The following is a 25,717-nucleotide window of genomic DNA, read 5'->3' as shown; positions in this document are numbered from 1 at the left end:
ATTCGTGGTTACAACAAATCGACAATTAAAGACGCCGATAAAGTGACAGATAATCTGCCGCTGCTACTTGCCAACCAAAGTCCAACCCCATCGCGTGGCGCTGAACATGACGCCAATGTTTTGGTCGACTCCACAGCACAAAAGCACGGCGAATCGCCCGCACCAATGCCTGTGCATCGCATTCATCAAACACAAACCCCGAGGCGCTGCCATCAGCCAGATTTTCTAGCGCGCAATCCACCACGGTATCTGCCAACCCGCCCGTATGCCGGACCAGCGGCAATGTGCCATACTTCAAACCATACAACTGTGTTAGCCCACAGGGTTCAAAACGGCTGGGTACCAGAATCACATCCGCACCAGCAATGATTCGGTGCGAGAATGCTTCGTGATAACCTATTTGTACCCCAACCTGGCCGGAATAGTCTGCCGCAGCCGCCAAAAACGCCTCTTGCAAAATGGCATCCCCCGCGCCCAGAACAGCCAATTGTCCGCCCAATTTCAGTAAATCAGGCAGCGCCTCCAGCACTAAATCTAACCCTTTTTGCTCCGTCAGCCTGCTGACTACGGAAAAAATAGGTTTCTTTTCAGTGACTTCCAAGCCCATAGTGGTTTGCAAGTGTGCTTTATTCACCGCTTTCTTTTGCAGGTTTTCTGCATCATAGCGAGCATGGAGCAAAGCATCTGTTTGGGGGTCCCAAATATTGCTGTCTACGCCATTGAGGATCCCGGTCAATCGTCCCTGACTGGCCCGCTCTTGTAGCAACCCCTCCATGCCGTAGCCAAAAGCGGGTTGGGTAATTTCCTTAGCATAGGTCGGGCTGACCGTGGTGACATGGTCAGCAAAAAACAGCCCAGCTTTCAGATAGGAAATTTGGCCGTAAAACTCCAGCCCGTACATTTGGAAGAATGCAGCGGGTAGTTGTATTTCAGCCAAATGATGACCAGAAAACAACCCTTGATAAGCCAAATTATGGACGGTAAATACCGATCGCGCAGGGCGACCGCGTGCGGCGAGATAAGCACAGGCTAGCCCAGCATGCCAGTCATGGGCATGTACCACCTCAGGACGCCAGTAACCATCCAGACCACAAGCCAGTTCGCAAGCCATCCATCCCAGTAATGCAAAACGACGATAGTTATCGGCATAAGCATGTAAAGATTGGTCGTGATACGGGCTACCTGCCCGGTCATAGAGACCCGGTGCATCAATCAGGTAAATACCAATACCCTGATAATGCCCATAACGTAATGAAACACGGCCTGCAAAGGTATCAATCTCCCTGACCAAAACCGTGTCTGGAATGCCCCGGCGCAAATCAGGAAAAGCCGGCAGCATGACCCGAACATCGGCCCCCTCAGCAATTTGGGCGGCAGGTAAAGCACCAACAACGTCGGCCAATCCCCCGGTTTTTAACAATGGGAATAGCTCAGAACATACGTGTAGAACCCGCATCATTTTTCCTATTCACTTTTAAGTTTAGCGAGCATTGCCCGCGTCACTAACACCACCCCACCTTCCGAGCGGTAAAAACGCTTACTATCTTCTTCGGCGTTTTCCCCAATAACCGTCCCCTCGGGTATTTGGCAGGCACGGTCAATAATGCAGCGGCGTAGCCGGCAGGAACGGCCAACATTGACATCCGGTAGCAGTAATGTGGAATCAATGGTGCAGAACGAATTGACCCGCACTCGTGGGAATAACACCGAATGCACCACTACCGAGCCGGAAACAATACAACCACCGGAAACCAAGGAGTTCATGGTCATACCATGGCTACCGGAGCGGTCTTGCACAAACTTGGCCGGCGGCAGTGGTTCCATATGGGTACGAATCGGCCAATCGCGGTCATACATATCCAGCTCTGGAGTGACCGACGCCAAATCGAGGTTGGCTCGCCAATAGGCGTCCAGCGTCCCGACATCACGCCAGTAAGGGGGCAATTCAGCATTCGAGGTCACACAGGAAAGGTCAAACGGATGCGCCCAGGCCACTTTTTGTTCCGTCAATTTCGGAATGATATCTTGACCAAAATCATGGTTAGAGCCGGGGGTACTCTGGTCGTCTTCTAAGAGTTTAAACAGATAATCGGCATTGAAAATGTAGATGCCCATACTGGCGAGCGCCATATCCGGGCGGCCTGGCATCGCGGGAGGATTAGCCGGTTTTTCATAGAAAGCGGTTATCTGATAATCCTCGGCAACTTCCATGACACCAAACTCAGTGGCTTCTTTAATTGGCACCGGGATACACGCCACAGTGCATTGCGCCCCTTTTTCGGCATGGTCGAGCAACATGCGGGAGTAGTCCATTTTGTAGATATGGTCACCCGCTAGAATGACGATGTATTCCGCTTGGTAGCGGCGGATAATATCCAAGTTCTGGTAAACCGCATCAGCGGTGCCTTTGTACCACTGCTCAGTGCTCAGGCGCTGTTGAGCGGGCAATAAGTCGATAAACTCGTTCATTTCCTCATTGAGGAATGACCAACCGCGTTGAATATGCTGAACCAGACTATGGGATTGATATTGTGTTATCACGCCGATGCGCCGGATACCGGAATTCAGACAGTTGGATAGCGCAAAATCAATGATGCGAAATTTGCCACCAAAATGGACAGCGGGCTTTGCACGGGTAGCTGTTAAATCTTTCAGCCGTGAACCACGACCACCCGCCAAGATTAGTGCCACCGATTTATTCGGTAATAATCTGGCTAACATCAGCGGGTCTTTGCTCTCAAACTTAACCATCGAGACTCCTTAAAATTTCTGTGCGAGCACGCAAACGGCATGTGCAGAGCCGTTCCACACGGTTAATAATTCCGTATGCTCTGACGGCTCAAAAGGAGGAACCACCACCCATTCCCCCGCAGGTAAATGCATTTCACACTGTTGATCCGTGGCATTTATCACCACCAACCAGCGCTGAGATAACAGGATTTGCAGTTGTTTCTGGCAGCCATGCTCCCAAGCCGAATCACTCAACGCTTGTCCCCGGCTATCCAACCATTGCACATTGCCATCGCCGTCCTCCCACCATGTGTCTTTAATCAGCGCAGGAATTTGCTGGCGTAACTGAATCAGTGCGGCGGTAAATGCTGTTAATTCACGATCGCGACTCCCCCAATCAAGCCAAGTGAGAATGTTGTTTTGACAGTACGCATTGTTGTTGCCTTGCTGACTATGACCATGTTCATCGCCAGCAAGCAGCATTGGCGTTCCCTGCGAAAGCAACAAAGTCGCCAGCAATGCCCGCTGGCAAGCTTTGCGCCGTTGCCAGATAGCGTCATCCGCGACCAAACCCTCACTACCAAAATTATTGCTAAGATTGTTATCACTGCCATCACGGTTCTCTTCGCCATTGATTTCATTGTGTTTTTGGTTAAAGCACAGCAAATCCTGCAAGGTAAAACCATCATGGGCGGTAATTTGATTGATACTGGCGGAAGGCAAACGCTCCCGATGTCTGAATAAATGGCTGGAAGCGGCAAAATGCTGGGCGAATTGCCCTAAAGGTAAATCACCGCGTAACCAGAAGCGGCGCATGGCATCGCGATATTGGTCATTCCATTCGCTAAAACCAGTCGGGAAGTTCCCCAGTTGATAGCCTCCCCAGCCGATATCCCAGGGTTCCGCAATCATCTTGCAGGCACTGAGTTTTTCATCCGCGGCCAGTGCGGCAAACAAGGGCGCATGCTGATCAAAATCCGGTGTGCGGCCCAAAACTGTGCCCAAGTCAAAACGGAAACCATCAATGTGGCAGCTATCAACCCAATAACGCAGGCAGTCAAGCACCCACTGCATCACATAAGGCTGACTAAGACGCAGCGCATTGCCACAGCCGGTCATGTTGTCGTATTCGCCCTCAGGAGTCAGCCAGTAGTAACTGGCATTGTCGATCCCCCGCTGGCACAACGTGGGGCCGAATACATCTAGTTCAGCCGAATGGTTGAACACCACATCCAAAATGACTTCAATGCCGGCCTTATGCAGGGCTTTAACTGCATCGCGCAACTCTTGCAGCGGGGAGATGCCCTCGCGACCAGAAACATATTCTGGATCAACCGCATAGGGCGCTAATACGTTATAGCCCCAGTAATTACTCAGCCCCATTTTCTGTAACCGTGGCTCATCAACATGAAATTGCACCGGCAACAGTTCCAAGGTGGTAATACCCAGTTTTTTCAAATAGCGGATCATGGCGGGATGAGCCAAACCGGCGTAAGTACCGCGCAGGTTCGCGGGAATATCCGGGTGCAATTGGGTTAAACCGCGCACATGGGCTTCATAAATGACGGTATTGCCCCAAGGAATCGCTGGAGGACTATCCCCCTGCCAGTCATATGTTTCGTGCACCACAATACACTTAGGCGCGGCGGCAGAACTGTCGCGATCGTCGGGCTGATTCACCCCGCCATTTAATCTGGGGTCATCGCCTACTTTTCGGTCTAGCGCATGGGCGCAAGGGTCTATTAATAACTTATGCGGATTAAAACGGTGGCCTTGTTGCGGGGAAAATGGCCCGCTGACACGGTAACCATAGCGCTGCCCCGGCTTTCCTCCGGGAAGATAACCATGCCAAACATCCCCACTGCGGGCCGGTAACGGAATGCGGAATTCCTGATTATCATCATCGAACAGACACAGTTCGACCTGCTCGGCATTGGCCGAAAACAGGGTGAAATTTATCCCGCTCCCATCAAAATGAGCGCCAGCCGGTGTCGGAGAGCCACTCGTCAACCTCGTCATCCTAACCCTCCCGCACCAGATAAATAGTCGACAGCGGCGGCAGAGTTAACAGTAATGAATGGGGGTGATGATGGCTGCCTACATCATGGCTATGAATACCGCCCTGATTACCCATATTGCTACCACGATAAAACTCAGAGTCAGAATTCAGCACTTCGCGATAATGCCCGCCCTGCGGGATACCTACGCGGTAGTTATAGCGCGGAACCGGTGTGAAATTGCTGATAACAATCAGTTCGTTACCATCAGCATCACGGCGCAGGAAAGCAAATACCGAGTTTTCATGGTCATCCACCACCAGCCATTCAAAACCGGCAGGTTGGTAATCCAATTCATACAATGGCGCATGTCTTTGATAACAATGATTAAGATCGCGAACCCACCGCTGCACTCCCTTATGCCAACCATTTTCATCATCCAGCAGGTGCCAGTCCAAGCTGGTATCGAAATTCCACTCGCGCCCTTGGGCAAACTCACACCCCATAAACAGCAATTTCTTGCCCGGATGCGCCCACATAAACCCATAATACGCCCGTAAGTTGGCAAATTTTTGCCATGCATCGCCGGGCATGCGGTCGAGAATCGAATGTTTGCCATGGACGACTTCATCGTGCGAAATCGGTAAAATAAAGTTCTCGGTATAGGCGTATAACATACCGAAAGTCATGAGATTATGGTGGTATTTGCGGTGAATAGGGTCACATTGTAGGTAATTGAGCGTGTCATGCATCCAGCCCATATTCCACTTATAATTAAAGCCCAATCCACCCGCATCAGGAGGTAATGTCACCCCAGGGAAGTCAGTAGACTCCTCGGCCATAGTGACGCCGCCGGGGCGCTCAACACCGATGGTGTGATTGGTGTAGCGCAGAAAGGCAATCGCCTCCAAATTTTCGCGCCCGCCGTAATAATTGGGTACCCATTGCCCTTCAGCACGGCTGTAATCGCGGTAAATCATTGAAGCAACAGCATCAATACGCAATGCATCGATGCCAAAACGCTCCATCCAATAAAATGCATTTCCCGCCAAATAGTTACGAACTTCATTGCGTCCATAGTTATAAATCAGGGTATTCCAATCCTGATGGTAGCCTTCGCGCGGATCGGCATATTCATATAAGGCGGTGCCGTCAAAAGTTGATAATCCATGTTCATCACTGGGGAAATGACCGGGAACCCAGTCAAGAATGACGTTAATTCCTGCTTCATGGAATTTGGCGACGAAATCTTTGAAATCCTGCGGCGTACCAAATCGGCGGGTCGGCGCATATAAACCTAACGGCTGATAGCCCCAACTGCCATCAAACGGATGTTCATTAATGGGCAGTAATTCCACATGGGTAAACCCCATATATTTAACGTATTCAACTAGTTGTTCAGCTAACTCGCCGTAACTGAGCCAAAAATTGTTTTCGGTATGACGTCGCCACGAACCGAGATGCACTTCATAGATAGAAATCGGTGAGCGTAAGTCATTGGCTTTTTGCCGTGCAGCAGTATTTTCCACCACCTCCGGCAATGGGCTGATTAACGAGGCGGTTTCTGGCCGCATTTGGGCTTTAAAGGCATAAGGGTCCGCTTTTAACCGCACCTGACCATGGCAATCTATTATCTCAAATTTATATAACTGCCCTGCTTGCACACCGGGCAAGAATAGCTCCCAAATACCATTTTCACGCCGTAGCCGCATAGGGTGACGGCGGCCATCCCAAAAGTTAAATTCACCGACCACAGAAACGCGCTGAGCATTAGGTGCCCAAACCGCAAAACTGACACCCGGCACGCCATCCAGACTCATCAAATGCGCCCCTAAGCGTTCATAAGGGCGTAAATGGGTGCCTTCAGCCAATAACCAAGCATCGATATCCTGCAATAAGGTGCCGAATCGGTAGGGATCGTCGAGGATTTGTGTGCTTTCTTGCCACGTAACCGCTAACTGATAGCGGAATGGCGTTTTACGGCGAGGGAGTTTGGCAAGGAAGAAGCCGCGCGGGTCTTCACTCTGAAGTTGAACCACATTACGCCCAGTGTCTGTTTCAACCAACCACACTTCTTTGGCATCCGGCAACAGCGCACAGACCTGTAACCCCGATTCAGTTTGGTGCATACCCAAAACGGCGAAAGGATCAGCATAATGGCCGGAAATAATCTGATTAATCACCTGACGGTCGGGAAGTACTGGCATATCCTCTCCATTTGATTAACTTAATGATTTTTATACTTAATTTTAGATGCACGGCTAAAATTAAGCCTATTAATCATGTAATTTATTTAATGAATGGGGCATGATCAAGGTCAATAAATAGACTTAATGCCTTAACCTGTCTTTATGATTGCGCACTTAGCTATAGGATTTTTCGCCCCAAACTATAAGCATAGTCAATGAGTGCTAAAAAAATTGGCTTATGATTAATGAAATTTTTTCTCACGCAAATAAGTGAAAAAAAGGAGATTAAGCTGTGTAAGAAACACATATGTGATGGAAATGCTTTTATGAGTCACACAAAGAAAAAGTGACACCCGCCAGATAAAATGTGCAAAACAAGAAACTGACACGCTATTTGGCCCCATAGGGCTTTTTTGCTAAAAAAAGGGGCTGGTTAACTTCTCAACAGAGAAATCTGGATACAATAGCGGCAGAAATAAATAATCGTAGTCATTACAGTGGTTATCCAACATGGGCGTTAGCCAGGTCGAACTGATTTTTTCCCTTTTACAACAGATGTGTGTCTATCTGGTCATTGCCTATCTGTTGAGTAAAACACCGCTTTTTATCCCCTTAATGCAGGTTACCATTAGGTTGCCCCACAAACTGGTGTGTTACCTCACGTTTTCCATGTTTTGTATCATGGGAACCTATTTTGGTTTGCATATTGATGACTCCATCGCAAATACCCGCGCTATTGGCGCTGTATTGGGGGGGGTTCTGGGGGGGCCATCAGTCGGGTTTCTGGTTGGGCTAACCGGCGGTTTACACCGCTATTCCATGGGGGGAATGACCGCTACCGCCTGTATGTTATCCACTGTAACCGAGGGGTTATTAGGCGGGCTGCTCCACAGTTACTTGATCCGCAAAAATCGCCTTGATCTGCTCTTCCAGCCCCTGGTTGTCGCCGGTATTACCTTGGTGGCCGAAGTTCTGCAAATGCTGATTATCCTGGCGGTGGCTCGCCCATTCCATGAAGCCGTCGAGTTAGTTGAGAACATTGCCCTGCCAATGATGATAACCAACACCATCGGGGCAGCAATGTTTATGCGTATCTTATTGGATAGACGGGCTATTTTCGAAAAATACACCACGGCATTCTCGGCTAAAGCTTTACAAATTGCCGCGCGAGCGGAGGGGTTATTGCGCCATGGTTTTGACCAGCAAAACAGTATGCGGGTGGCGCGTATCTTGTATGAAGAATTGGGTGTGGGCGCAGTGGCCATTACTGACCGCGAGAAGTTGCTGGCATTTATTGGCACCGGTTCTGACCACCACCTGGTGGGCGGCGCTATTACTTCCGACCATACCCACCGGGCGATTGAGCTAAATCAGGTGGTCTATGCCGACGGCAACGCCGTGCCCTATACCTGCTCAATTTCTCCGACTTGTAAACTGGGTTCCACCTTGGTTATCCCGCTGCGCGGTGAAGAACATCGGGTGGTGGGCAGCATCAAGCTGTACGAGCCGAAAAGTAAGTTATTCTCCAGTATTAACCGCACATTGGGTGAAGGTATTGCTCACTTGCTGTCGGCGCAAATTCTGGCCGGTGAATTTGAACAACAAAAGCAAATGCTGGCGCAATCAGAAATCAAACTGCTGCATGCCCAGGTCAACCCCCATTTCCTGTTTAATGCGCTTAATACTTTGTCAGTGGTAATCCGCCGTAATCCCGACCATGCCCGTAAACTGGTGCTTTCACTGTCGACATTTTTCCGCAAAAACCTTAAACGCAGCCACGATGTGGTCACACTGAGTGATGAAATTGAACATGTGAATGCGTATCTGGAAATCGAAAAAGCGCGCTTTGCTGATCGTCTGAGTGTCGAAATTTCATTGCCCAATGAGCTGATGGATGCGCGGTTGCCCGCATTTTCCCTGCAACCGGTGGTTGAGAATGCCATCAAGCACGGTATCTCACAGATGTTCAGTAATGGGCGCATCACCCTGCGCGGCAAGCTGGATGACCATATTCTGGTGCTGGAAGTTGAGGATAACGCCGGATTGTATCAACCGCAGCCTAATGGCGATGGGCTGGGTATGAACCTGGTGGATCGGCGGATTAAAGTGCGTTATGGCAATGAATATGGCGTGACAGTGATAAATAAAGCCGATGAATTCACTCGCATTATCATTAAGTTGCCGTTTATTACGGCTAGTGAATGATCCACTCAAGCTAATTATTCATTCAGACTAATGTAATAACCCGATCAGCCGAAGCAATGGTTGAAGGCCGGTGAGCAATAATCACCCGGGTTATTTTCAATGCGGCAATACTGGCATTGATATAATCTTCATTATCCAGATCCAAATGGCTGGTCGCTTTATCCATAAACAAGATCCCAGGGCGGCGATACAGCGCACGCGCAATCAATAAGCGCTGTTTTTGGCCGCCAGATAAACTGCCGCCCAACTCCCCAAGTAAAGTTTCATATCCCATTGGCATAATATCATCATGGATATTGCAATAGCGGGCGCAACTAATAATGGATTCTCGATCGAGATAAACATCAAAACTGGCAATATTCTCTGCAATAGAACCCGCGAACAGTTTGTCATCCTGCAAAACACAGGCAATATATTGGCGATAATTGTTGATACCAATAGTATGAATATCCAGCCCATTAGCGACACTCTCTCCTGATTTAATATCAAGATTAAGGCCATTAATAATAGGTTTAGATAAATTGTCATATTGATAAACCAGATTACATATTTTATCAGAACATTCAGAGAACTAATAGCACGATCTGATATTTTTATATTAACTTCCGCTGAGTTAAATTAAAACCCAGAGTATGGCATTAAACTCTATATTGCAATAAACACCTCAGCACATATAAAATGCGCATTCAGCCGTATTAATTTAAATAAAAAATTAATATAATATAATAGTTATTTTAATTATTTAAAATTAGAAATGTATAATTTAAAAAACCGCCCTAATCATCAAATTAGGGCGGTTTCTATTCTATCCGTTAAAGCTGGATAATAAATTACAGCAAAATTCGCAGCATACGGCGCAGTGGCTCTGCCGCGCCCCACAGCAACTGGTCACCGACGGTAAAGGCGGAGAGATATTCCGGCCCCATGTTCAGTTTACGCAGGCGGCCCACTGGCGTGTTCAAGGTGCCGGTTACCGCTGCTGGGGTCAGTTCGCGCATGCTCAGCTCGCGGTCATTCGGGATGACGCGAACCCAGTCATTGTGAGTGGCCAGCAATTGCTCGATTTCAGGTAGCGGCACGTCTTTTTTCAGCTTCAGTGTGAAAGCCTGGCTATGGCAACGCAGTGCGCCGATGCGCACACACAGACCATCAACCGGGATAACACTGCCGGTATTCAAAATTTTGTTGGTTTCGGCTTGGCCTTTCCATTCTTCACGGCTCTGGCCGTTATCCAGCGCTTTGTCGATCCATGGAATCAAACTGCCCGCCAATGGCACGCCAAAGTTATCGGTCGGCAATTTGCCGCTGCGAGTGGCCGCCGTCACTTTGCGTTCAATATCCAGAATGGCCGAAGCCGGGTCTTGCAGCTCTTTTGCTACATCGGCGTGTAACATGCCCATTTGGGTCAGTAACTCGCGCATATGGCGCGCACCACCACCGGAAGCCGCCTGATAAGTGGCCACAGAGGCCCACTCAACCAAATCATTAGCAAACAAACCGCCCAATGACATCAGCATCAGGCTGACGGTACAGTTACCACCAGCAAAGGTTTTGATACCTTTATCCAGCCCCTGCTGAATAACACTGTGGTTTACCGGGTCCAGAATAATAATTGCGTCATCTTGCATACGCAAAGAAGAAGCGGCATCAATCCAATAACCTTGCCAACCCGCTTTACGCAGCTTTGGATAAACTTCGTTGGTATAATCTCCCCCTTGGCAAGTGATGATAATATCCAATGCACTCAGCGCATCAATATCATAAGCATCTTGCAATGTACCTTGCTGGCCGGTGAAAGACGGGGCGGCTTGGCCATGTTGAGAGGTAGAGAAAAAGACCGGGCGGATACCGTCAAAGTCGCGTTCTTCAATCATGCGCTGCATGAGTACTGAGCCGACCATACCGCGCCAGCCGATAAAACCAACGTTTTTCATGTTTACTGTCCTGCCTTGGAAGGTGACACTGATTAATGGATGTCTGTCTCGCATTACTGCTGGTGCATACAGCGCACTGACGAGGGAGACCTGATACCACCTTACGAAATATGGACAAAGTGGCAAGTTAAATTATTCGATACCAGAATGATTCAAAGCAATCTTTCTAATATGTGGCTTTGACTGGCGGGAAACGCCAGTCGTTTTGATTATTTTGAGGTAATAATGACAGAGATGATTGCAGCAACTGTATTGCTGTTTTTGATTATGGACCCGCTGGGTAATTTACCGATTTTTATGTCGGTGCTTAAACATCTGGAACCCAAACGCCGTCGAATAGTATTGATTCGCGAATTGCTGATCGCACTCATATTGATGCTGATTTTCCTGTTCGCTGGCGAGAAGATCCTGGCATTTTTGAATCTGCGCACTGAAACCGTCTCAATATCCGGCGGTATTATTTTGTTTTTAATCGCTATTAAGATGATTTTCCCCTCTCCCGAAAGCAATGTTACCGGGCTATCGGCAGGGGAAGAACCTTTCCTGGTTCCGCTGGCAATTCCATTAGTGGCAGGCCCGTCTATTCTGGCGACCTTGATGCTGCTATCCCATCAATATCCTAATCAGCTTAGCCATTTGGTACTGGCTTTGATGATTGCCTGGGGTTTATCGGCGGCTATTTTACTGATGTCGAACCTGTTCCTGCGCTTGTTGGGCAATAAAGGTGTCAGTGCTTTGGAGCGGCTGATGGGGCTAATTTTGGTGATGTTATCAACGCAGATGTTTTTGGATGGCGTGCGCGCCTATCTAACTAAATGACTAAATAAGTTTACGCGCCGGTTATATGACCTCAGAGGGGCAATAACCCTTTGAGGTTGCTGACAAACCTATTTTATAGCTCGGAGACTCGCGGGGCGACTGCACCGATGGGCGCTCCGGCGGCCTAAGCCGCTACGACCCATTCGGCACATTTTCCCTTCATTTGACCTTATTAGCCGTCTGAATAACCCTCTTTGGGTTTGCATCACTCACTGATTAGCCCTGTTTTTCCAGCGCTAACACACAGCGCTGCACGACTTCATCAATATCCGCATCAATATCCACACAGATAACGTCCGGTTCTTCTGGCCCCGGTTCTTCCAATGCATCAAACTGGCTTTTTAATAAATCAGTGGGCATAAAATGGCCGGAACGGGCTTTTAACCGCCCCATAATGACCTCAAAACTGCCTTTCAGGTATAAAAATACCATTTCCGGATTACCTTCCCGCAGCCGATCGCGGTAGCGGCGTTTCAGGGCCGAACAGACAATAATGCCAGTTTCATTTTTATGATTCAGACTGTAGGCCGCATCACTCAGGCGCTCTAGCCACGGCATGCGGTCCTCATCATTAAGAGGGTGTCCGCTGCCCATTTTCTGAATATTAGCACGGGGGTGTAGGTCGTCACCGTCAATAAATTTGGCATGAATTCGCCGGGCCACTGCCTCTCCCACAGTGGTTTTACCGCTACCTGATACACCCATCACGATAATGCTACGTCCAGCCATAATGTTGATCTCTATCTCAGAATAGGAATTTTACTGCTCTCTATGGTTCCGTATTTTACCATGTTACCGGTATCATGATACCGGTAACAAATGGAGATGTGACTTTTATCACACCGGATAGAACATCGTCATTGGACTCAATCGCGCAATCACGCTGGCTCCAGCTGACTGTAACCATAATAAAAAGCGATACATATACTCTAAATAAATGGAGAAATACTATGCCATTAGTCATTGTCGCGGTTGGCGTTGCCATGCTGCTGTTACTAATGATCCGTTTCAAGCTCAACGGATTTATCTCGTTGATACTGGTCGCGCTAGCGGTGGGTGTCATGCAAGGGATGCCGGTCGATAAAGTTGTCGGCTCAATCAAAGCAGGGGTCGGTGGAACACTAGGTAGCCTAGCGCTGATTATGGGCTTCGGCGCCATGCTCGGTAAATTACTGGCGGACTGCGGTGGCGCTCAACGAATTGCCACAACCTTAATTGATAAATTTGGTAAAAAACACATTCAGTGGGCGGTGGTACTGACCGGTTTCACCGTCGGTTTTGCTCTATTCTATGAAGTCGGCTTCGTGTTGTTGTTGCCGCTAGTATTCAGTATCGCGGCATCAGCCCGCATTCCATTATTATATGTGGGTGTCCCGATGGCCGCGGCGCTGTCAGTGACTCACGGTTTCTTGCCCCCTCATCCTGGCCCAACCGCTATTGCCACCATCTTCCATGCCGACATGGGTAAGACCCTGTTATATGGGACATTATTGGCTATTCCAACCGTGATTCTGGCTGGCCCGGTGTTTGCACGATTCCTGAAAGGGATTGATAAACCTGTGCCGGAGGGGCTGTATAACCCGAAAACCTTTACTGACGAAGAAATGCCAAGTTTTGGTGTCAGTGTCAGCACTGCGTTGGTGCCGGTTATTTTGATGGCATTGCGGGCTGTGGCAGAGATGATTTTGCCCAAAGGCCACCCGGTCCTCTCTTATGCTGAGTTCTTGGGCGACCCGGTAATCGCCACACTGATCGCCGTGTTAATCGCGATTTTCACCTTTGGTTTAAACCGTGGCCGCTCAATGGAGTCCGTGATGGACACCGTGACTGACTCCATCAAAATCATTGCGATGATGTTGTTGGTTATTGGCGGTGGCGGGGCTTTCAAGCAGGTTTTAGTCGACAGCGGCGTTGACCACTACATTGCCAGCATGATGAACAGCAGCGGGCTATCACCAATTCTGATGGCATGGTCAATTGCAGCCGTCCTGCGTATTGCGCTAGGTTCTGCGACTGTGGCCGCCATCACGGCCGGGGGGATTGTCGCGCCACTCATTGCCACCACTGGTGCCAGCCCTGAATTGATGGTCATTGCAGTGGGTTCGGGCAGTGTGATTTTCTCTCACGTCAACGACCCAGGCTTCTGGTTGTTTAAAGAATATTTCAACCTGACAATCGTCGAGACTTTCAAATCATGGTCAGTGCTGGAAACTATTATTTCTGTCTGCGGGTTAGTCGGCTGCCTGTTATTGGCAACCATTATCTAATCATAACAGTGAGTTAAATACTGCCACCGGGGAGGATGGTGAAGCCCACATCGACCATTTTGGGTGTGACCACCTCTCCGCGTAGCCGCGCCAGCAAGCGCTCGGCACCAATTTGCCCCATTCTTTCGCGCGGGGTCAGTACACTGGCCAGCTTCGGCACCATCGACTGGCCAATATCATGACCATGGAACCCCGCTATCGCCATATCATGCGGAATAGAAAGCCCCTGCCGCTGACACTCGAATACTGCGCCAATCGCCAAGTCATCATTGGTACAGAAAATGCTGTCGATCTGCGGATAATTCACCTGGGCTTCGCGCAATAACTCCGCGCCAGCAGAATATGATGAAGAACGGCTAGTCATCACACTCATCGGTTCCAAACCTGACTCGCGCATCGCCTGCTCATAACCTTGCTGTTTAATCACCGTCCGCTCATCCTGACGCGCGCCAAAATACACCACGTAACGGTGGCCTTTGGCGATAATCTGCTGGGTCATTTGTCTTGCAGCTTCAAAGTTATTAAAGCCCACGGCCAAATCAATGCAGGGCGAAGAACAATCCATTAGCTCAATAACAGGAATGCCCGCGACCTCAATCATTTTCAATGTACGCGCCGTGTGGTGCCGTTCGGAGAGGATTAATCCATCAATATTGTAGGAAAGCAGAGAGGTCAACCGCTGCTCTTCACGTTCTTTCTGGTAGCCATAATGTGCCAGCATGGTTTGGTAGCCATGAGCATCCGTTACACTTTCAATCCCCCGCAGCACCTCGGCAAAAACCTGATTGGTTAATGATGGCAGCAAGACACCAATAGCATGACTGGTGGCATTGGACAGGATATCGGGAGCACGATTAGGGATATAGCCCAGTTCGTCTAGCGCCAGTGCAATTTTTTCCTGCAACATCGCAGAAACTTGCTCCGGATTGCGCAAATAGCGGCTGACCGTCATTTTAGTGACCCCAACCATATCAGCAACATCTTGTAGCACTGGCCTTTTTTTCTTCATTATCAATGAACTGAGGCAAAGTAAACGGGGTGCCATTCTAGCAAATAAAAGGGTATGACGCGATGCATACCCTTTTTTACTTAGGACGATCAAACTTAAACTGGCGGTAAATCAAACAGCAAGATTTCACTGTCTTCATCGGCATGAATAGAAAGAGCTGCTTCATCCCAGATAGCGAATGCATCGCTGGTACCCGCATGGCGGCCATTGATAGATACCTTGCCGCGCACGACCTGTATCCATATACGGCGCTCTGCCTGAATCTGATAAATTGACTGCTCTTCACGTTTCAATGCCCAGCGCCATAGCGTCATGTCCTGGAACACTTTTAGCGAGCCATCACGAGCATCCGGTGATAACACCAGTTGCCGCCCTTGCGGAATGTCGAACATTTGTTGTTCATAACGCGGCTGCAAACCGGTCTTATTCGGGATAATCCAGATCTGGTACAAATGCAGCGGCTGATCATCACGGCCATTATATTCTGAATGACGGATACCCGTGCCAGCACTCATAATCTGAAACTCACCCGCATGAATTTGCTCTTTATTGCCCATGCTATCCTGATGTTCAACAGTTCCGGACAGCACATAAGTCAGAATTTCCATGTCCTTATGCGGGTGAGTACCAAAACCCTGACCAGCATCGATGACATCTTCGTTAATCACCCGTAGTGCTGAAAAACCCATAAATTCTGGATCGTGATAATCGGCGAATGAGAAAGTATGCCAGCTGTCCAGCCAACCGTGATTAGCATGGCCACGTTCTTCTGCTTTGCGTAAATAAATCATGTTCAGTTCTCCTCAACGTTTTCTTTAGTCTAGATGTCGCTGAAGAATATGAAAGCGCAAAAAACTCATCCCTCTGTTCAAAAAATTCGACTAATTAATCAGTGAAAAGACAAATGATTTAAATTTGAAGCAATTAGGCTGCAAAGGCATGCCAATCTCTGAAAAAGGTGTGTTTTGGCCGAGAATAAACAAAGGCGGATGAGTAAAAACAGACAAAAAAAAAGCCAGCACCCGGCTGGCTAAGTAAACACTGGAAGCAATGTGAGCAATGTCGTGCCTTCGTAATGTGAACACCTAAACTTTGATGGCCTCACCTGAAAGCACGACAATGATAATCATTATCACTCTCACTTGTAAAGTGTTTTTTTTAGCCACCACCAATATTATTGACTCAGTTAAATAAATAGTTATTTTATTAGGTAATTCAAACAGTAAGAGTAGGGGTATGTTTATGAAAAATGTGCAGATACGCCATGTGGAACTCACTGATTATCCGGCCTTGCAGCAGCTATTTTCTCATCCACAGGTTTATCGCGACACATTACAGCTCCCCCTACCGTCTCAAGATATGTGGGCGAAAAAGCTCAGAGAAGCACCCACTGGGATGCATAATCTGGTGGCATGTATTGATGACAAAATTGTTGGTCAACTTACTGTCGAGGCAAATCAGCGAGCGCGCCGTCGTCATGTGGCTACTTTCGGTATTGCTATTGATGCCGACTTTTGCAGGCAAGGTGTGGGCAGCATATTAATGGCGACCATGATCGACTTATGTGATAACTGGCTGAATATACAAAGGATTGAATTGACTGTTTTTGTCGATAACTTAGCCGCCATTGCTCTTTACCGTAAATTCGGCTTTGAAATTGAGGGCACCAGCCCATGTTTTGCTTTCCGTGATGGGCAGTTTGTTGATGCCTATCATATGGGACGAATCAAGCAATCAAGCTAACCATCGGGGGATAAGGCCTATACCCCCTGCGGCGACTGTTTGCAGGTAGACGGCATACCAGAGCAGTAAATACTCCTGCCATTGGCAAGATGACAAATATTGCTAAATACCCGCTGTTTCTTTGATATAACGGCGGGCTTTCACCGCATATTCAAATGGATTAGCAATGGCTGGATCTTGCTCTGCCTCCACCACCATCCAACCTTGATAGCCTTTTTCATCCAGTAATTTAAATACTGGACGGAAATCGATAACACCATCACCGGGTACTGTAAAAGTGCCTTTTTTCACACCATCAAGAAAGCTGAGTTTTTTCACTTTAACTTCCGCAACCACCTCATCACGAACGTCTTTCAGATGAACATGATTAATACGCGGCAAGTATTTTTCTAAAATAGCTAACATCGCCTCCTGGCTACCCTCGGAATAATAAGCATGCCCTGTATCAAATAGCAGATAAACATCATCGTTAACCATGCTCATATAACGATCAATTTCGTCACTGGTTTGAATACCGGTCCCCATATGATGATGTAAACACACTTGCATCCCTTTAGTGGCAGCGATTTTGGCTAACTCGTTATAACCATCCGCAACACGTTGCCACTCAATATCAGTAAAATAAGGCTTTTCTTCAAAAACAGATTTTGTCGTCCCTTGAATACTTTTACTTTGTTCTGAACAACCAATCACTTTGGCCCCCATTGTATGGAGAAAATTCATATGATTAGTGAATTCATCAATCGTTTTAGCGCGCTGATCATCGGCAAAAAAAGTGCTGAACCAAGCATTGCAAATCTGTATACCACGGAGTTCAAGCATAGGTTTCAATACGTTAGGATCTCGTGGATATTTACTACCAACTTCACTACCGGTAAATCCAGCCAGCGCCATTTCACTGATACATTGTTGGAAAGTATTTTCTTTGCCTAAATCTGGCATATCGTCATTCGTCCAACCAATAGGAGCGATTGCCAACTTCACACGATCTTTATTCATAATAAACCTCTGCGACATATCTTACTTATCCAGATGAATACAATTAAAAGGTGATTAATTACCCATCCTGCAAAGCCAAAAATAGTCTTTATTTATGTTTTAAATGATGCTTAATATTCAGGTGGCTATAGGGTTTTATTTACCTAACAATTCGCGCTCAATATATTCGCGAGTAGCAACAGCCTGATGCACCATTTTTTCCGGATAACCAAAAAGAGAAGTCGCAATAATTGATTCACCACCGACTTTAAAAGTACGGTTGGCGAAATCCATATCACGTAATGTCTGGAACAATGTGGAGAAATCAACTTCTCCCTCGCCAATACCCACGTGTTGATGAATAACAGCATCAACACCCGGCGGATTCACAATATAACGACAGTGTTTAGTGTGATTCATAGTATCGGCAATCAATACATGAGAAAGATCATCACCGGCATATTTCAGCATACTGGCGACATCGCCTTTGCCTTTATCATAGAAAAAGGTGTGGGGGACGCTATAAAGGTATTTCACGTTATCACTGCGTAATGATTTCACTAAATCTGCGGTTTCATTGTTTTCTTCACAGAAATCCCATGGATGAGATTGAATCTCTACCCGAATACCCTCGCGCTCAATAATTGGCAATAGATCTTCCATTGAGCGATACCACATCTCTTCGCAAATTTCTGGCTCATTCGGATCGCCAGAAAGTTCAGTGTTAATCACAGGAACACCCATCTCGACAGCAATTTCAATCATTCTCTTCCAGTTGGTAACCGCAGCCTGTCGCCGAGCTTCAAGTGGCCCAGCCCAGCGATATACCACGATAAAAGATGATATTTCGACTCCAGTTTCTTTTAATGCTTTCTTATATTCAGCAATAACTTCACGGCCCGCTTTGGGGTGCTTATAAAATGGGTTCAGCTGCGGATGCGGTGACTGCTCAATATAGTCATATCCCCATTCTGCCACTTGACGGACCATATTAGTGATACCCAGGTTTTTAATGACATCAACATCAAATGCAATCTTCATAGCCCCCCGGTTTTGCGTGAAATATGTACAAACTTGAAATAGACCGACTCTGCAACAAAAATATGGCCACACCGCAGCTTATTGGCTAAAGCACAGACAGCAGATATTGATATTATTTGTTATAAAAAGCGGGCCGTTGCGGTAAGTCTATTGGAACAATCTCACCATTCTCCTGCGCAGCAATACAGGCATCAGCGGTGACTGCAGCCGCAAAACCATCCCAAGCAGAAGGCCCGGTGAGTTTTTCAGCCAGAACATCGTTGATAAAGGCTTGCAACTCGACATCATAGGCATCAATAAAGCGATCTTTCCAATCAGTGAGGATTTCATGTGATAGTCGAGCTTCGCTACGCAGCAATACTGAAGATGGCTCAGGTAATTTCGCAATACCAATATCACCAACCACTTCGCATTGAATATCATAGCCATACTGGCAGTTCACAAAGATTTCCACATCAATACGCGTCCCTTTTGCCGTTTCAAATAGCACGACTTGTGGGTCTCTCAGATGTGCTTTGGCATGTTTGGCTTTTCGCGGGAAAACAACCTGAACAGAGACATAATCGTCATCTAACAACCAGCGCAGTACATCAATTTCATGAATTAAGGTATCTGTAATAGCCATATTCGTGGTGTAGTTATCGCCGACTCTCGGGTTGCGATGAGCGCAATGTAGCATTAATGGCTCACCAATTTTCCCGCTGATAATCACATCTTTCAGTGCGCGATAGCCTTGGTCATAAGGCCGCATAAACCCGACTTGAACCAAACGCTTACCTTGCGCCGCTTCAGCTTCGACAATCCGCTTGCAACCCTCTGCGGTCACAGCCAATGGTTTTTCACAGAATACATATTTACCTGCCGCAACCGCCGCCAACACGAACTCTTCGTGACTTGGCCCCCAAGAAGTCACTAACACCGCATCCACTTCTTTTGCATTAATCACTTCATAGCCATCAGTGTATATATTCGCCTCGATACCCAAATCACGAATAACTTTGGTGGCATGCTCGCGATTAATATCAGTCACGGCAACAATACGGCTCCCCTGTAAAACTTTGCTACAACGGCGAATATGATCCTGACCAATTGCACCCGTGCCAATCACACCAATATTTAACGACATATTATTTCCCTCATGAAGTTTTGGTTTGCAGGTGATTCCTGCTCGTTTTACGACTTCACATTCAGATCAAATGTACCCGTCATCTTTCAAGTTACAGGTGCGTTAATAATCACGGGCTTTGGCAATATTTTGTTCCAACAGCCGAACCACTGCGTCCGTCCTTTCACTGTCAGAAACTTGAGCAACCCCGACTCGCCACCAACTCAGGTACTTATGCACCATAGTTTTTGGTAGAACTTTTATATCGATAAGGGTTGAAATCGTCTGCATACGGGCATCGGCCAATGCATCGACCAATTGCTGCTCAGTGGAAACACGATATGTCTTACAGCCATAAGCAGCGGCCAACATGGCAAAATCTACTGGAACAAAATCACCGTCTAATTGACCAGTTTCTTGATTACGGAAACGGAATTCAGTGGCATAACTGTCCATTCCATGTTCCATCTGGAGGTTATTAATGCAGCCATTTGTCATGTTATCGAACAACACAACGTTAATTTTGCAGCGCTCTTGAATGGATGTGACTAACTCAGAATGCAGCATCATGAAAGCGCCATCACCCACCAACGAATAAACTTCGCGATCAGGTTCAGCCAGTTTCACACCCAACGCAGCGCTAACTTCGTAGCCCATACACGAATAACCATATTCGACGTGATAGCCATTACTGCCTTTTGTGCGCCACACCCGCTGCAAATCACCGGGTAAACTCCCTGCAGCAGCAACAATGACGGCATCTTGAGGTAATTGGCTATTCAGTACCCCCAGCACTTGGCTTTGTGTCAGGAAAGAACCGGTTTTATTGATAAACTCAGCAAAAACCTGCTCACGATCCAAATGGTCATTTATCTCAGGGGTAAAATCATCGGCATTGTATTCCACCTGATAGACCCGCTCCGTCTCCGCTAATTGTTCAGCGCGCATCCGAGCAATTTCGCCCCCCCAACCGGCCTGGTAGCCAGAGCTATTAAGCTGTTGATGCAATGCTGACAATGCTTCACGCGCATCAGCCAGTAATTGCAAACCATCGAGTTTGCCGGCATCAAAAGCACTCACATTGATATTGAGGAATGAAACATCAGGATTCTGAAACAACCACTTAGATGATGTAGTAAAGTCGGTATAACGAGTACCAATGCCAATCACAAGATCAGCCTGTTTCGCCAATGTGTTAGCCGCCAAACACCCCGTTTCACCAATACCACCGAGATTCAGTTCATGTTCTGAGCTGAGTGTGCCTTTACCGGCTTGTGTTTCTACCCAGGGCAAACCGAAGCATTCGGCAAATCGTTGTAATGCTTGACCGGCTTGCGAGTATTTCACGCCCCCACCACAGACCAAAATCGGCTTACGTTTGGTGGTCAATAAAGCAATCGCATCAGCCAGCATTACAGCGCTGGCTGGCCTTCGGTCAAGACGATGAACGCGTTTCTGGAAGAAATAATCAGGATAGTCATAGGCTTCAGCCTGAACATCTTGCGGTAAACAAAGTGTCACAGCCCCGGTTTCTGCTGGATCAGTGAGAACTCGCATTGCATTAATACACGCGCTCATCAGTTGCTCTGGCCGCATAATGCGATCCCAGTATTTACTGACGGGTTTGAATGCATCATTGGTGCTGATACTCAGGTCATGGGATTGCTCAATCTGCTGTAGCACGGGGTCTGGTTGACGCGATGCAAATACATCACCAGGAAGCAAGAGTAGTGGGATGCGATTAGCCGTTGCGGTAGCCGCGGCAGTAACCATATTGGCACTTCCTGGCCCAACAGATGAGGTACAAGCATAAATTTGCTGGCGTAGTTTCTGTTTTGCAAAGCCCGTCGCGGCATGGGCCATTCCTTGTTCATTACGCCCTTGATGGACGACTAATTCGCCACAATCCTGTTCCAGTGCTTGCCCGATCCCCAGTACATTACCATGGCCAAAAATAGCAAAGATCCCTTTGATAAATTTGATTTCCTGACCATCAACTTGCAGGTATTGATTGTCCAAAAAACGAACTAATGCCTGTGCCGTGGTTAGCCGAATCTTATTCATTTACCCATCCTTTGCTATGTTTGCGCGATACCATGGAACTGAGGTACTTTCAGCCCCGAAGATACGTTTGCCACACAGAAGAAGCCGGCTTGATGGTTTCCGCTATGCTGACAACAATGAGGTGAAACATTGCAGGGATTATAAACAAATATTTTTTTCATAAAATCACATTACAGAAGAAACATTTCATTATGCGATGAGGATCAAATAATCAGGTAAACACTGAAACTGTCATACCCACATTGACCCACTTAAAAAAGGATCATTTTAATACCTTAGAATAGATATGTAATTTATTGATATCTTTGGTTTATATTGATTTCCAATATCGACTAGCCCCCCTAAGAAAACCATTAATAATTTGTACTATCTTTTGGCTTGGACTCTATTTCCGAGCGTCATACAAGGCTTTTAGCCCCGTCACATATTCGGGGTGTAAATTTCATTTAACCTTGAGTTTGAAATATTTATTCCTCATACTAATTTCAGAAACGTCATTACAGTTCATTTCATTGGACATTGTCGGGGTTTTAAAAGAAGGAAATGGGGATGGGTACACAACACAAAGTGCTGGATGTCATATGTATCGGGCGAATTGCCGTCGATTTTTATGGACAACAGATTGGTTCCCGACTGGAAGATACCAGTACATTTGCCAAATATTTGGGCGGTTCATCAGGTAATGTTGCCTACGGCACGGCAATCCAAGGTTTGAAGTCAGGGATGCTGGCACGTGTAGGTGATGAACATATGGGCCGCTTCCTGCGCGAGGAATTACAACGTGTTGGTGCTGATACCCGTTTTCTTATTACTGACAAACAGCGTCTAACCGCATTGGTTATTCTAGGGATTAAAGATCAAGAGACTTTCCCACTGATCTTTTACCGTGAAAACTGTGCGGATATGGCCCTCACGCAAGATGATATAGACGAGTCTTATATTGCATCATCCCGAGCATTGGCTATCACTGGCACACATCTTTCGCACCCCAATACACGCGATGCCGTACTGAAAGCATTGGAATATGCACATAAACATGGGCTACGAACCGCTTTGGATATTGATTATCGCCCAGTATTATGGGGTCTGACCTCACTTGGCGATGGTGAAACACGTTTCATTGAGTCGGAAAAAGTGACTCAGCAATTACAGGAAGTCCTACACCATTTCAATTTAATTGTCGGCACGGAAGAAGAGTTCCATATTGCCGGTGGCAGTACAGATACTCTGATAGCGCTACAAAATGTGCGTAAAGCAACCCAAGCGACGCTGGTCTGTAAACGCGGAGCACAAGGTTGTTCAGTGTTCGAAGGGGAAATTCCCACCCGTTGGGAATGGGTCAAACTCCATTCGGGTGTTCGCGTTGAAGTTCTCAATGTATTGGGAGCTGGTGACGCCTTTATGTCTGGCTTGTTGCGCGGTTATCTTAATGACGAGAACTGGGAACAAGCTTGCCGTTACGCCAATGCCTGCGGTGCACTGGTTGTTTCCCGTCATGGCTGTGCGCCTGCTATGCCAACCAAAATAGAATTAGATAATTACCTCAGCCGTGAACGCTCGATTCTACGCCCAGATCGTGATGCCCATCTTAACCATTTGCACCGGGTGACTAGCCGTAAACAGCAATGGCCGGAACTTTGTGTCTTCGCTTTTGATCACCGCAAACAACTGGTTGATATGGCTCGCGAGGCGGGGGTTAGTGAAGAACGTATCCCCCAGCTCAAGACATTATTGCTCCAAGCTGCGCAGCAAGCTGCTCAAGAGTCTGAGCTAACACAGAAGAGCGGCATTTTGGCAGATACAACTTATGGTCAGGAAGCACTTAACACTATTACTGGCCAAGGGTGGTGGATAGGTCGCCCGATTGAGCAACCCAGCTCAAGGCCATTACGTCTGGAACACGGCAACATTGGCTCCCAACTTATTGATTGGCCACTGGAACATGTTGTGAAGTGCCTGATTTTTTATCATCCTAAAGACAGCATAGAGCTACGCCAGCAACAGGATGAGTTGATTCTGGATGTTTACCGTGGATGCTGTAAATCAGGGCATGAATTACTGTTGGAAGTCATTTTACCTGAAGATAATAAAGACAAAGATGAACGTTATTACATTGAAACTATGGCACATTTCTATGCGCTAGGTATTCAACCAGATTGGTGGAAACTACCACCACTAAGCGCAGAAAATTGGCAACAAGTAGGTAATTTGATTGAAACTCAAGACCCCTATTGCCGAGGTGTATTGATTCTTGGGTTAGACTCTTCAGAAGCTATATTAAAAGCGGGTTTTGCCGCAGCGGCTCAAGCTCCTTGGGTTAAAGGTTTTGCTGTCGGCCGCACCATCTTCGGTCAAGCATCTCGCCATTGGCTACAAGGTGAGTTAAATGACGCAGAGTTGATCGCGCAAGTGAAACAAAATTATCAAACGCTGATAGGTTATTGGCGAGACTATCGGCCTGTCATCTGAATTTAATACAGCTTTACTGGCGCTGATGTGAAAAACGTCAGCGCCATTGTGCTGCCATCTGCACGATTTATTCCTTATTAGCCTGAAAAAATCCTGATTTTTGTCAAACTTGATAAAGTAATACCTTTTGCTTATAGCCGTTTCCTTTATTATGGCTTCGTGAACAGTTTGAATTCGCGATGAAATAAAAGTAAATGCGGATATCAGCAAATGAAATTTTCCAACCATCTGTTAGAATGCCTGACAGATAACCCCTGAATTTTCCTCTGCCGTGGGCCGAATGGATGAATAACCCTACTCAACTATCATTGTTACAAGACCAGATTCGTCATCGTTATGAGACGTTAAGCAAACGCTTAAAACAAGTTGCCCGTTATATCTTGGATAACAGTAACAGCATTGCATTTGATACAGTTGCTTCCATTGCAGCCCAAGCTAGTGTGCCTCCATCAACATTAATTCGGTTTGCAAATGCCTTTGGTTTCAGTGGGTTTAATGAAATGAAACAGGTATTCCGTCAACATCTGATGGAAGAAACCGTTAACTATACCGAGCGCGCACGGTTATTCCGTCAAACCTCAACTGATGGCAATACAGCACCAGAAAAACCAGCTGAAATACTGAATGTATTTACGATGGTCAATGCACAAGCCCTACAACAACTTGCAGTGCAAACCAGCGCAGAACAGTTGGATAAAGCAGTTGAGCTATTGAACAACGCTGAAAATATCTATGTGATTGGTTTGCGGCGCTCTTTCAGCGTTGCTTCATACCTGACCTATGCATTACGTCATTTGGAACGCCGAGCTTTTCTAATTGATGGGCTAGGAGGTATGTTCGCTGAACAATTGAGTATGGTGAAACCCAAAGACGTAGTTATTGCCATTAGCTATTCACCCTATGCACAAGAAGCATTAGAACTGGTCGAATTGGGTGCGAAAAGTGGTGCTCAACAGATTGCAATTACTGACAGCCAAGTCAGCCCATTAGCGGCTTTCAGTGATGTGTGTTTTGTGGTGCGAGAAGCACAAGTCGATGGATTCCGCTCACAAGTTGCTTCTATGTGTCTGGCGCAAACTTTAGCGGTTTCATTAGCACTGAATAACGCAAAAGAATAATCTATAAATCAGTATTATCAATAAGCTACAAACCAAGTGTAAACTTTGG

Annotated in this window: 18 protein-coding genes and 1 pseudogene; 6 read left to right on the top strand and 13 right to left on the bottom strand. The window is 47.0% G+C overall.

What is annotated here, in order from left to right:
- Positions 1-25: 25 nt before the first annotated feature.
- Genes glgA through glgB form a run of 4 tightly spaced genes read right to left on the bottom strand, consistent with a single transcriptional unit; the run spans position 26 to position 6,934 of the window.
- The gene (gene glgA, locus OP863_RS00795) at positions 26-1,456 is read right to left on the bottom strand and encodes a glycogen synthase GlgA (protein WP_265526299.1); all 1,431 of its coding nucleotides are present in this window, start codon (positions 1,454-1,456) and stop codon (positions 26-28) included.
- Positions 1,457-1,464: 8 nt separating this feature from the next.
- Positions 1,465-2,751, bottom strand: a complete 1,287-nt coding sequence (glgC, locus tag OP863_RS00790) for a glucose-1-phosphate adenylyltransferase (RefSeq protein WP_145588037.1) — start codon at positions 2,749-2,751, stop codon at positions 1,465-1,467.
- Between the two features lie 9 nt (positions 2,752-2,760).
- The gene (gene glgX / locus OP863_RS00785) at positions 2,761-4,749 is read right to left on the bottom strand and encodes a glycogen debranching protein GlgX (protein ID WP_265525781.1); all 1,989 of its coding nucleotides are present in this window, start codon (positions 4,747-4,749) and stop codon (positions 2,761-2,763) included.
- A gap of 1 nt (position 4,750) precedes the next feature.
- Positions 4,751-6,934 carry a 1,4-alpha-glucan branching protein GlgB gene (glgB, locus tag OP863_RS00780; protein WP_145588041.1) on the bottom strand — a complete coding sequence of 728 codons (2,184 nt, stop codon included), beginning with the start codon at positions 6,932-6,934 and terminating at the stop codon, positions 4,751-4,753.
- Between the two features lie 492 nt (positions 6,935-7,426).
- Between glgB and OP863_RS00775 the strand changes: the two genes are divergently transcribed.
- On the top strand, positions 7,427-9,121 hold the full coding sequence (locus OP863_RS00775) for a sensor histidine kinase (protein WP_145510066.1): 1,695 nt from the start codon (positions 7,427-7,429) through the stop codon (positions 9,119-9,121).
- 22 nt (positions 9,122-9,143) lie between these two features.
- On the opposite strand, the pseudogene OP863_RS00770 reads toward OP863_RS00775, so the two are convergent.
- Both OP863_RS00770 and asd read right to left on the bottom strand, forming a co-directional pair.
- Positions 9,144-9,674 (bottom strand): annotated as a pseudogene (locus tag OP863_RS00770) (ATP-binding cassette domain-containing protein); the annotation flags it as partial.
- Between the two features lie 277 nt (positions 9,675-9,951).
- Positions 9,952-11,055 (bottom strand): aspartate-semialdehyde dehydrogenase, encoded by a 1,104-nt coding sequence (gene asd, locus OP863_RS00765; protein WP_145588045.1) that lies wholly within the window; start codon positions 11,053-11,055, stop codon positions 9,952-9,954.
- Positions 11,056-11,280: 225 nt separating this feature from the next.
- Between asd and OP863_RS00760 the strand changes: the two genes are divergently transcribed.
- Positions 11,281-11,874, top strand: a complete 594-nt coding sequence (locus tag OP863_RS00760) for a YhgN family NAAT transporter (protein WP_032821272.1) — start codon at positions 11,281-11,283, stop codon at positions 11,872-11,874.
- Between the two features lie 216 nt (positions 11,875-12,090).
- Here OP863_RS00760 and OP863_RS00755 read toward each other — a convergent pair whose 3' ends face one another.
- A complete protein-coding gene (locus OP863_RS00755; RefSeq protein ID WP_265525780.1) occupies positions 12,091-12,603 on the bottom strand; it encodes a gluconokinase in 513 nt (170 codons plus the stop codon).
- A gap of 221 nt (positions 12,604-12,824) precedes the next feature.
- Here OP863_RS00755 and gntT point away from each other — a divergent pair, with 221 nt between their 5' ends.
- Positions 12,825-14,141 (top strand): gluconate transporter, encoded by a 1,317-nt coding sequence (gntT, locus tag OP863_RS00750; RefSeq protein ID WP_050112072.1) that lies wholly within the window; start codon positions 12,825-12,827, stop codon positions 14,139-14,141.
- A gap of 13 nt (positions 14,142-14,154) precedes the next feature.
- Here gntT and gntR read toward each other — a convergent pair whose 3' ends face one another.
- Both gntR and OP863_RS00740 read right to left on the bottom strand, forming a co-directional pair.
- Complete coding sequence (gene gntR, locus OP863_RS00745; RefSeq protein ID WP_050291846.1) at positions 14,155-15,150, bottom strand: gluconate operon transcriptional repressor GntR; 996 nt, start codon at positions 15,148-15,150, stop codon at positions 14,155-14,157.
- Positions 15,151-15,245: 95 nt separating this feature from the next.
- A complete protein-coding gene (locus OP863_RS00740; RefSeq protein ID WP_038637363.1) occupies positions 15,246-15,941 on the bottom strand; it encodes a pirin family protein in 696 nt (231 codons plus the stop codon).
- A 451-nt stretch (positions 15,942-16,392) separates the two neighbouring features.
- Between OP863_RS00740 and OP863_RS00735 the strand changes: the two genes are divergently transcribed.
- Positions 16,393-16,893, top strand: coding sequence for a GNAT family N-acetyltransferase (locus OP863_RS00735; protein WP_038637366.1), 501 nt, complete (start codon positions 16,393-16,395; stop codon positions 16,891-16,893).
- Positions 16,894-16,995: 102 nt separating this feature from the next.
- Here OP863_RS00735 and iolE read toward each other — a convergent pair whose 3' ends face one another.
- From iolE to iolD, 4 genes are all read right to left on the bottom strand, one after another.
- Positions 16,996-17,892 carry a myo-inosose-2 dehydratase gene (gene iolE, locus OP863_RS00730; RefSeq protein ID WP_265525779.1) on the bottom strand — a complete coding sequence of 299 codons (897 nt, stop codon included), beginning with the start codon at positions 17,890-17,892 and terminating at the stop codon, positions 16,996-16,998.
- Between the two features lie 135 nt (positions 17,893-18,027).
- The gene (locus tag OP863_RS00725; protein WP_265525778.1) at positions 18,028-18,912 is read right to left on the bottom strand and encodes a sugar phosphate isomerase/epimerase family protein; all 885 of its coding nucleotides are present in this window, start codon (positions 18,910-18,912) and stop codon (positions 18,028-18,030) included.
- Between the two features lie 112 nt (positions 18,913-19,024).
- Entirely contained in the window at positions 19,025-20,038 is a 1,014-nt protein-coding gene (locus OP863_RS00720) for a Gfo/Idh/MocA family protein (RefSeq protein ID WP_145591559.1), read from the bottom strand.
- A 102-nt stretch (positions 20,039-20,140) separates the two neighbouring features.
- A complete protein-coding gene (iolD, locus tag OP863_RS00715; protein ID WP_145588054.1) occupies positions 20,141-22,081 on the bottom strand; it encodes a 3D-(3,5/4)-trihydroxycyclohexane-1,2-dione acylhydrolase (decyclizing) in 1,941 nt (646 codons plus the stop codon).
- Between the two features lie 549 nt (positions 22,082-22,630).
- On the opposite strand from iolD, the gene OP863_RS00710 reads away from it, so the two are divergent.
- Entirely contained in the window at positions 22,631-24,550 is a 1,920-nt protein-coding gene (locus tag OP863_RS00710; RefSeq protein ID WP_265525777.1) for a bifunctional 5-dehydro-2-deoxygluconokinase/5-dehydro-2-deoxyphosphogluconate aldolase, read from the top strand.
- Positions 24,551-24,834: 284 nt separating this feature from the next.
- Positions 24,835-25,668: a MurR/RpiR family transcriptional regulator gene (locus OP863_RS00705; RefSeq protein ID WP_004388956.1), complete on the top strand. Its 834-nt coding sequence runs from the start codon at positions 24,835-24,837 to the stop codon at positions 25,666-25,668.
- Positions 25,669-25,717: the final 49 nt, after the last annotated feature.

Origin of the sequence: Yersinia sp. SCPM-O-B-9106 (C-191), assembly GCF_026183365.1 — a bacterium.
GTDB lineage: Bacteria > Pseudomonadota > Gammaproteobacteria > Enterobacterales > Enterobacteriaceae > Yersinia > Yersinia rochesterensis.
Note: the sequence above shows the minus strand (reverse complement) of the source record. Positions and strands in the feature narration are given on the sequence as shown.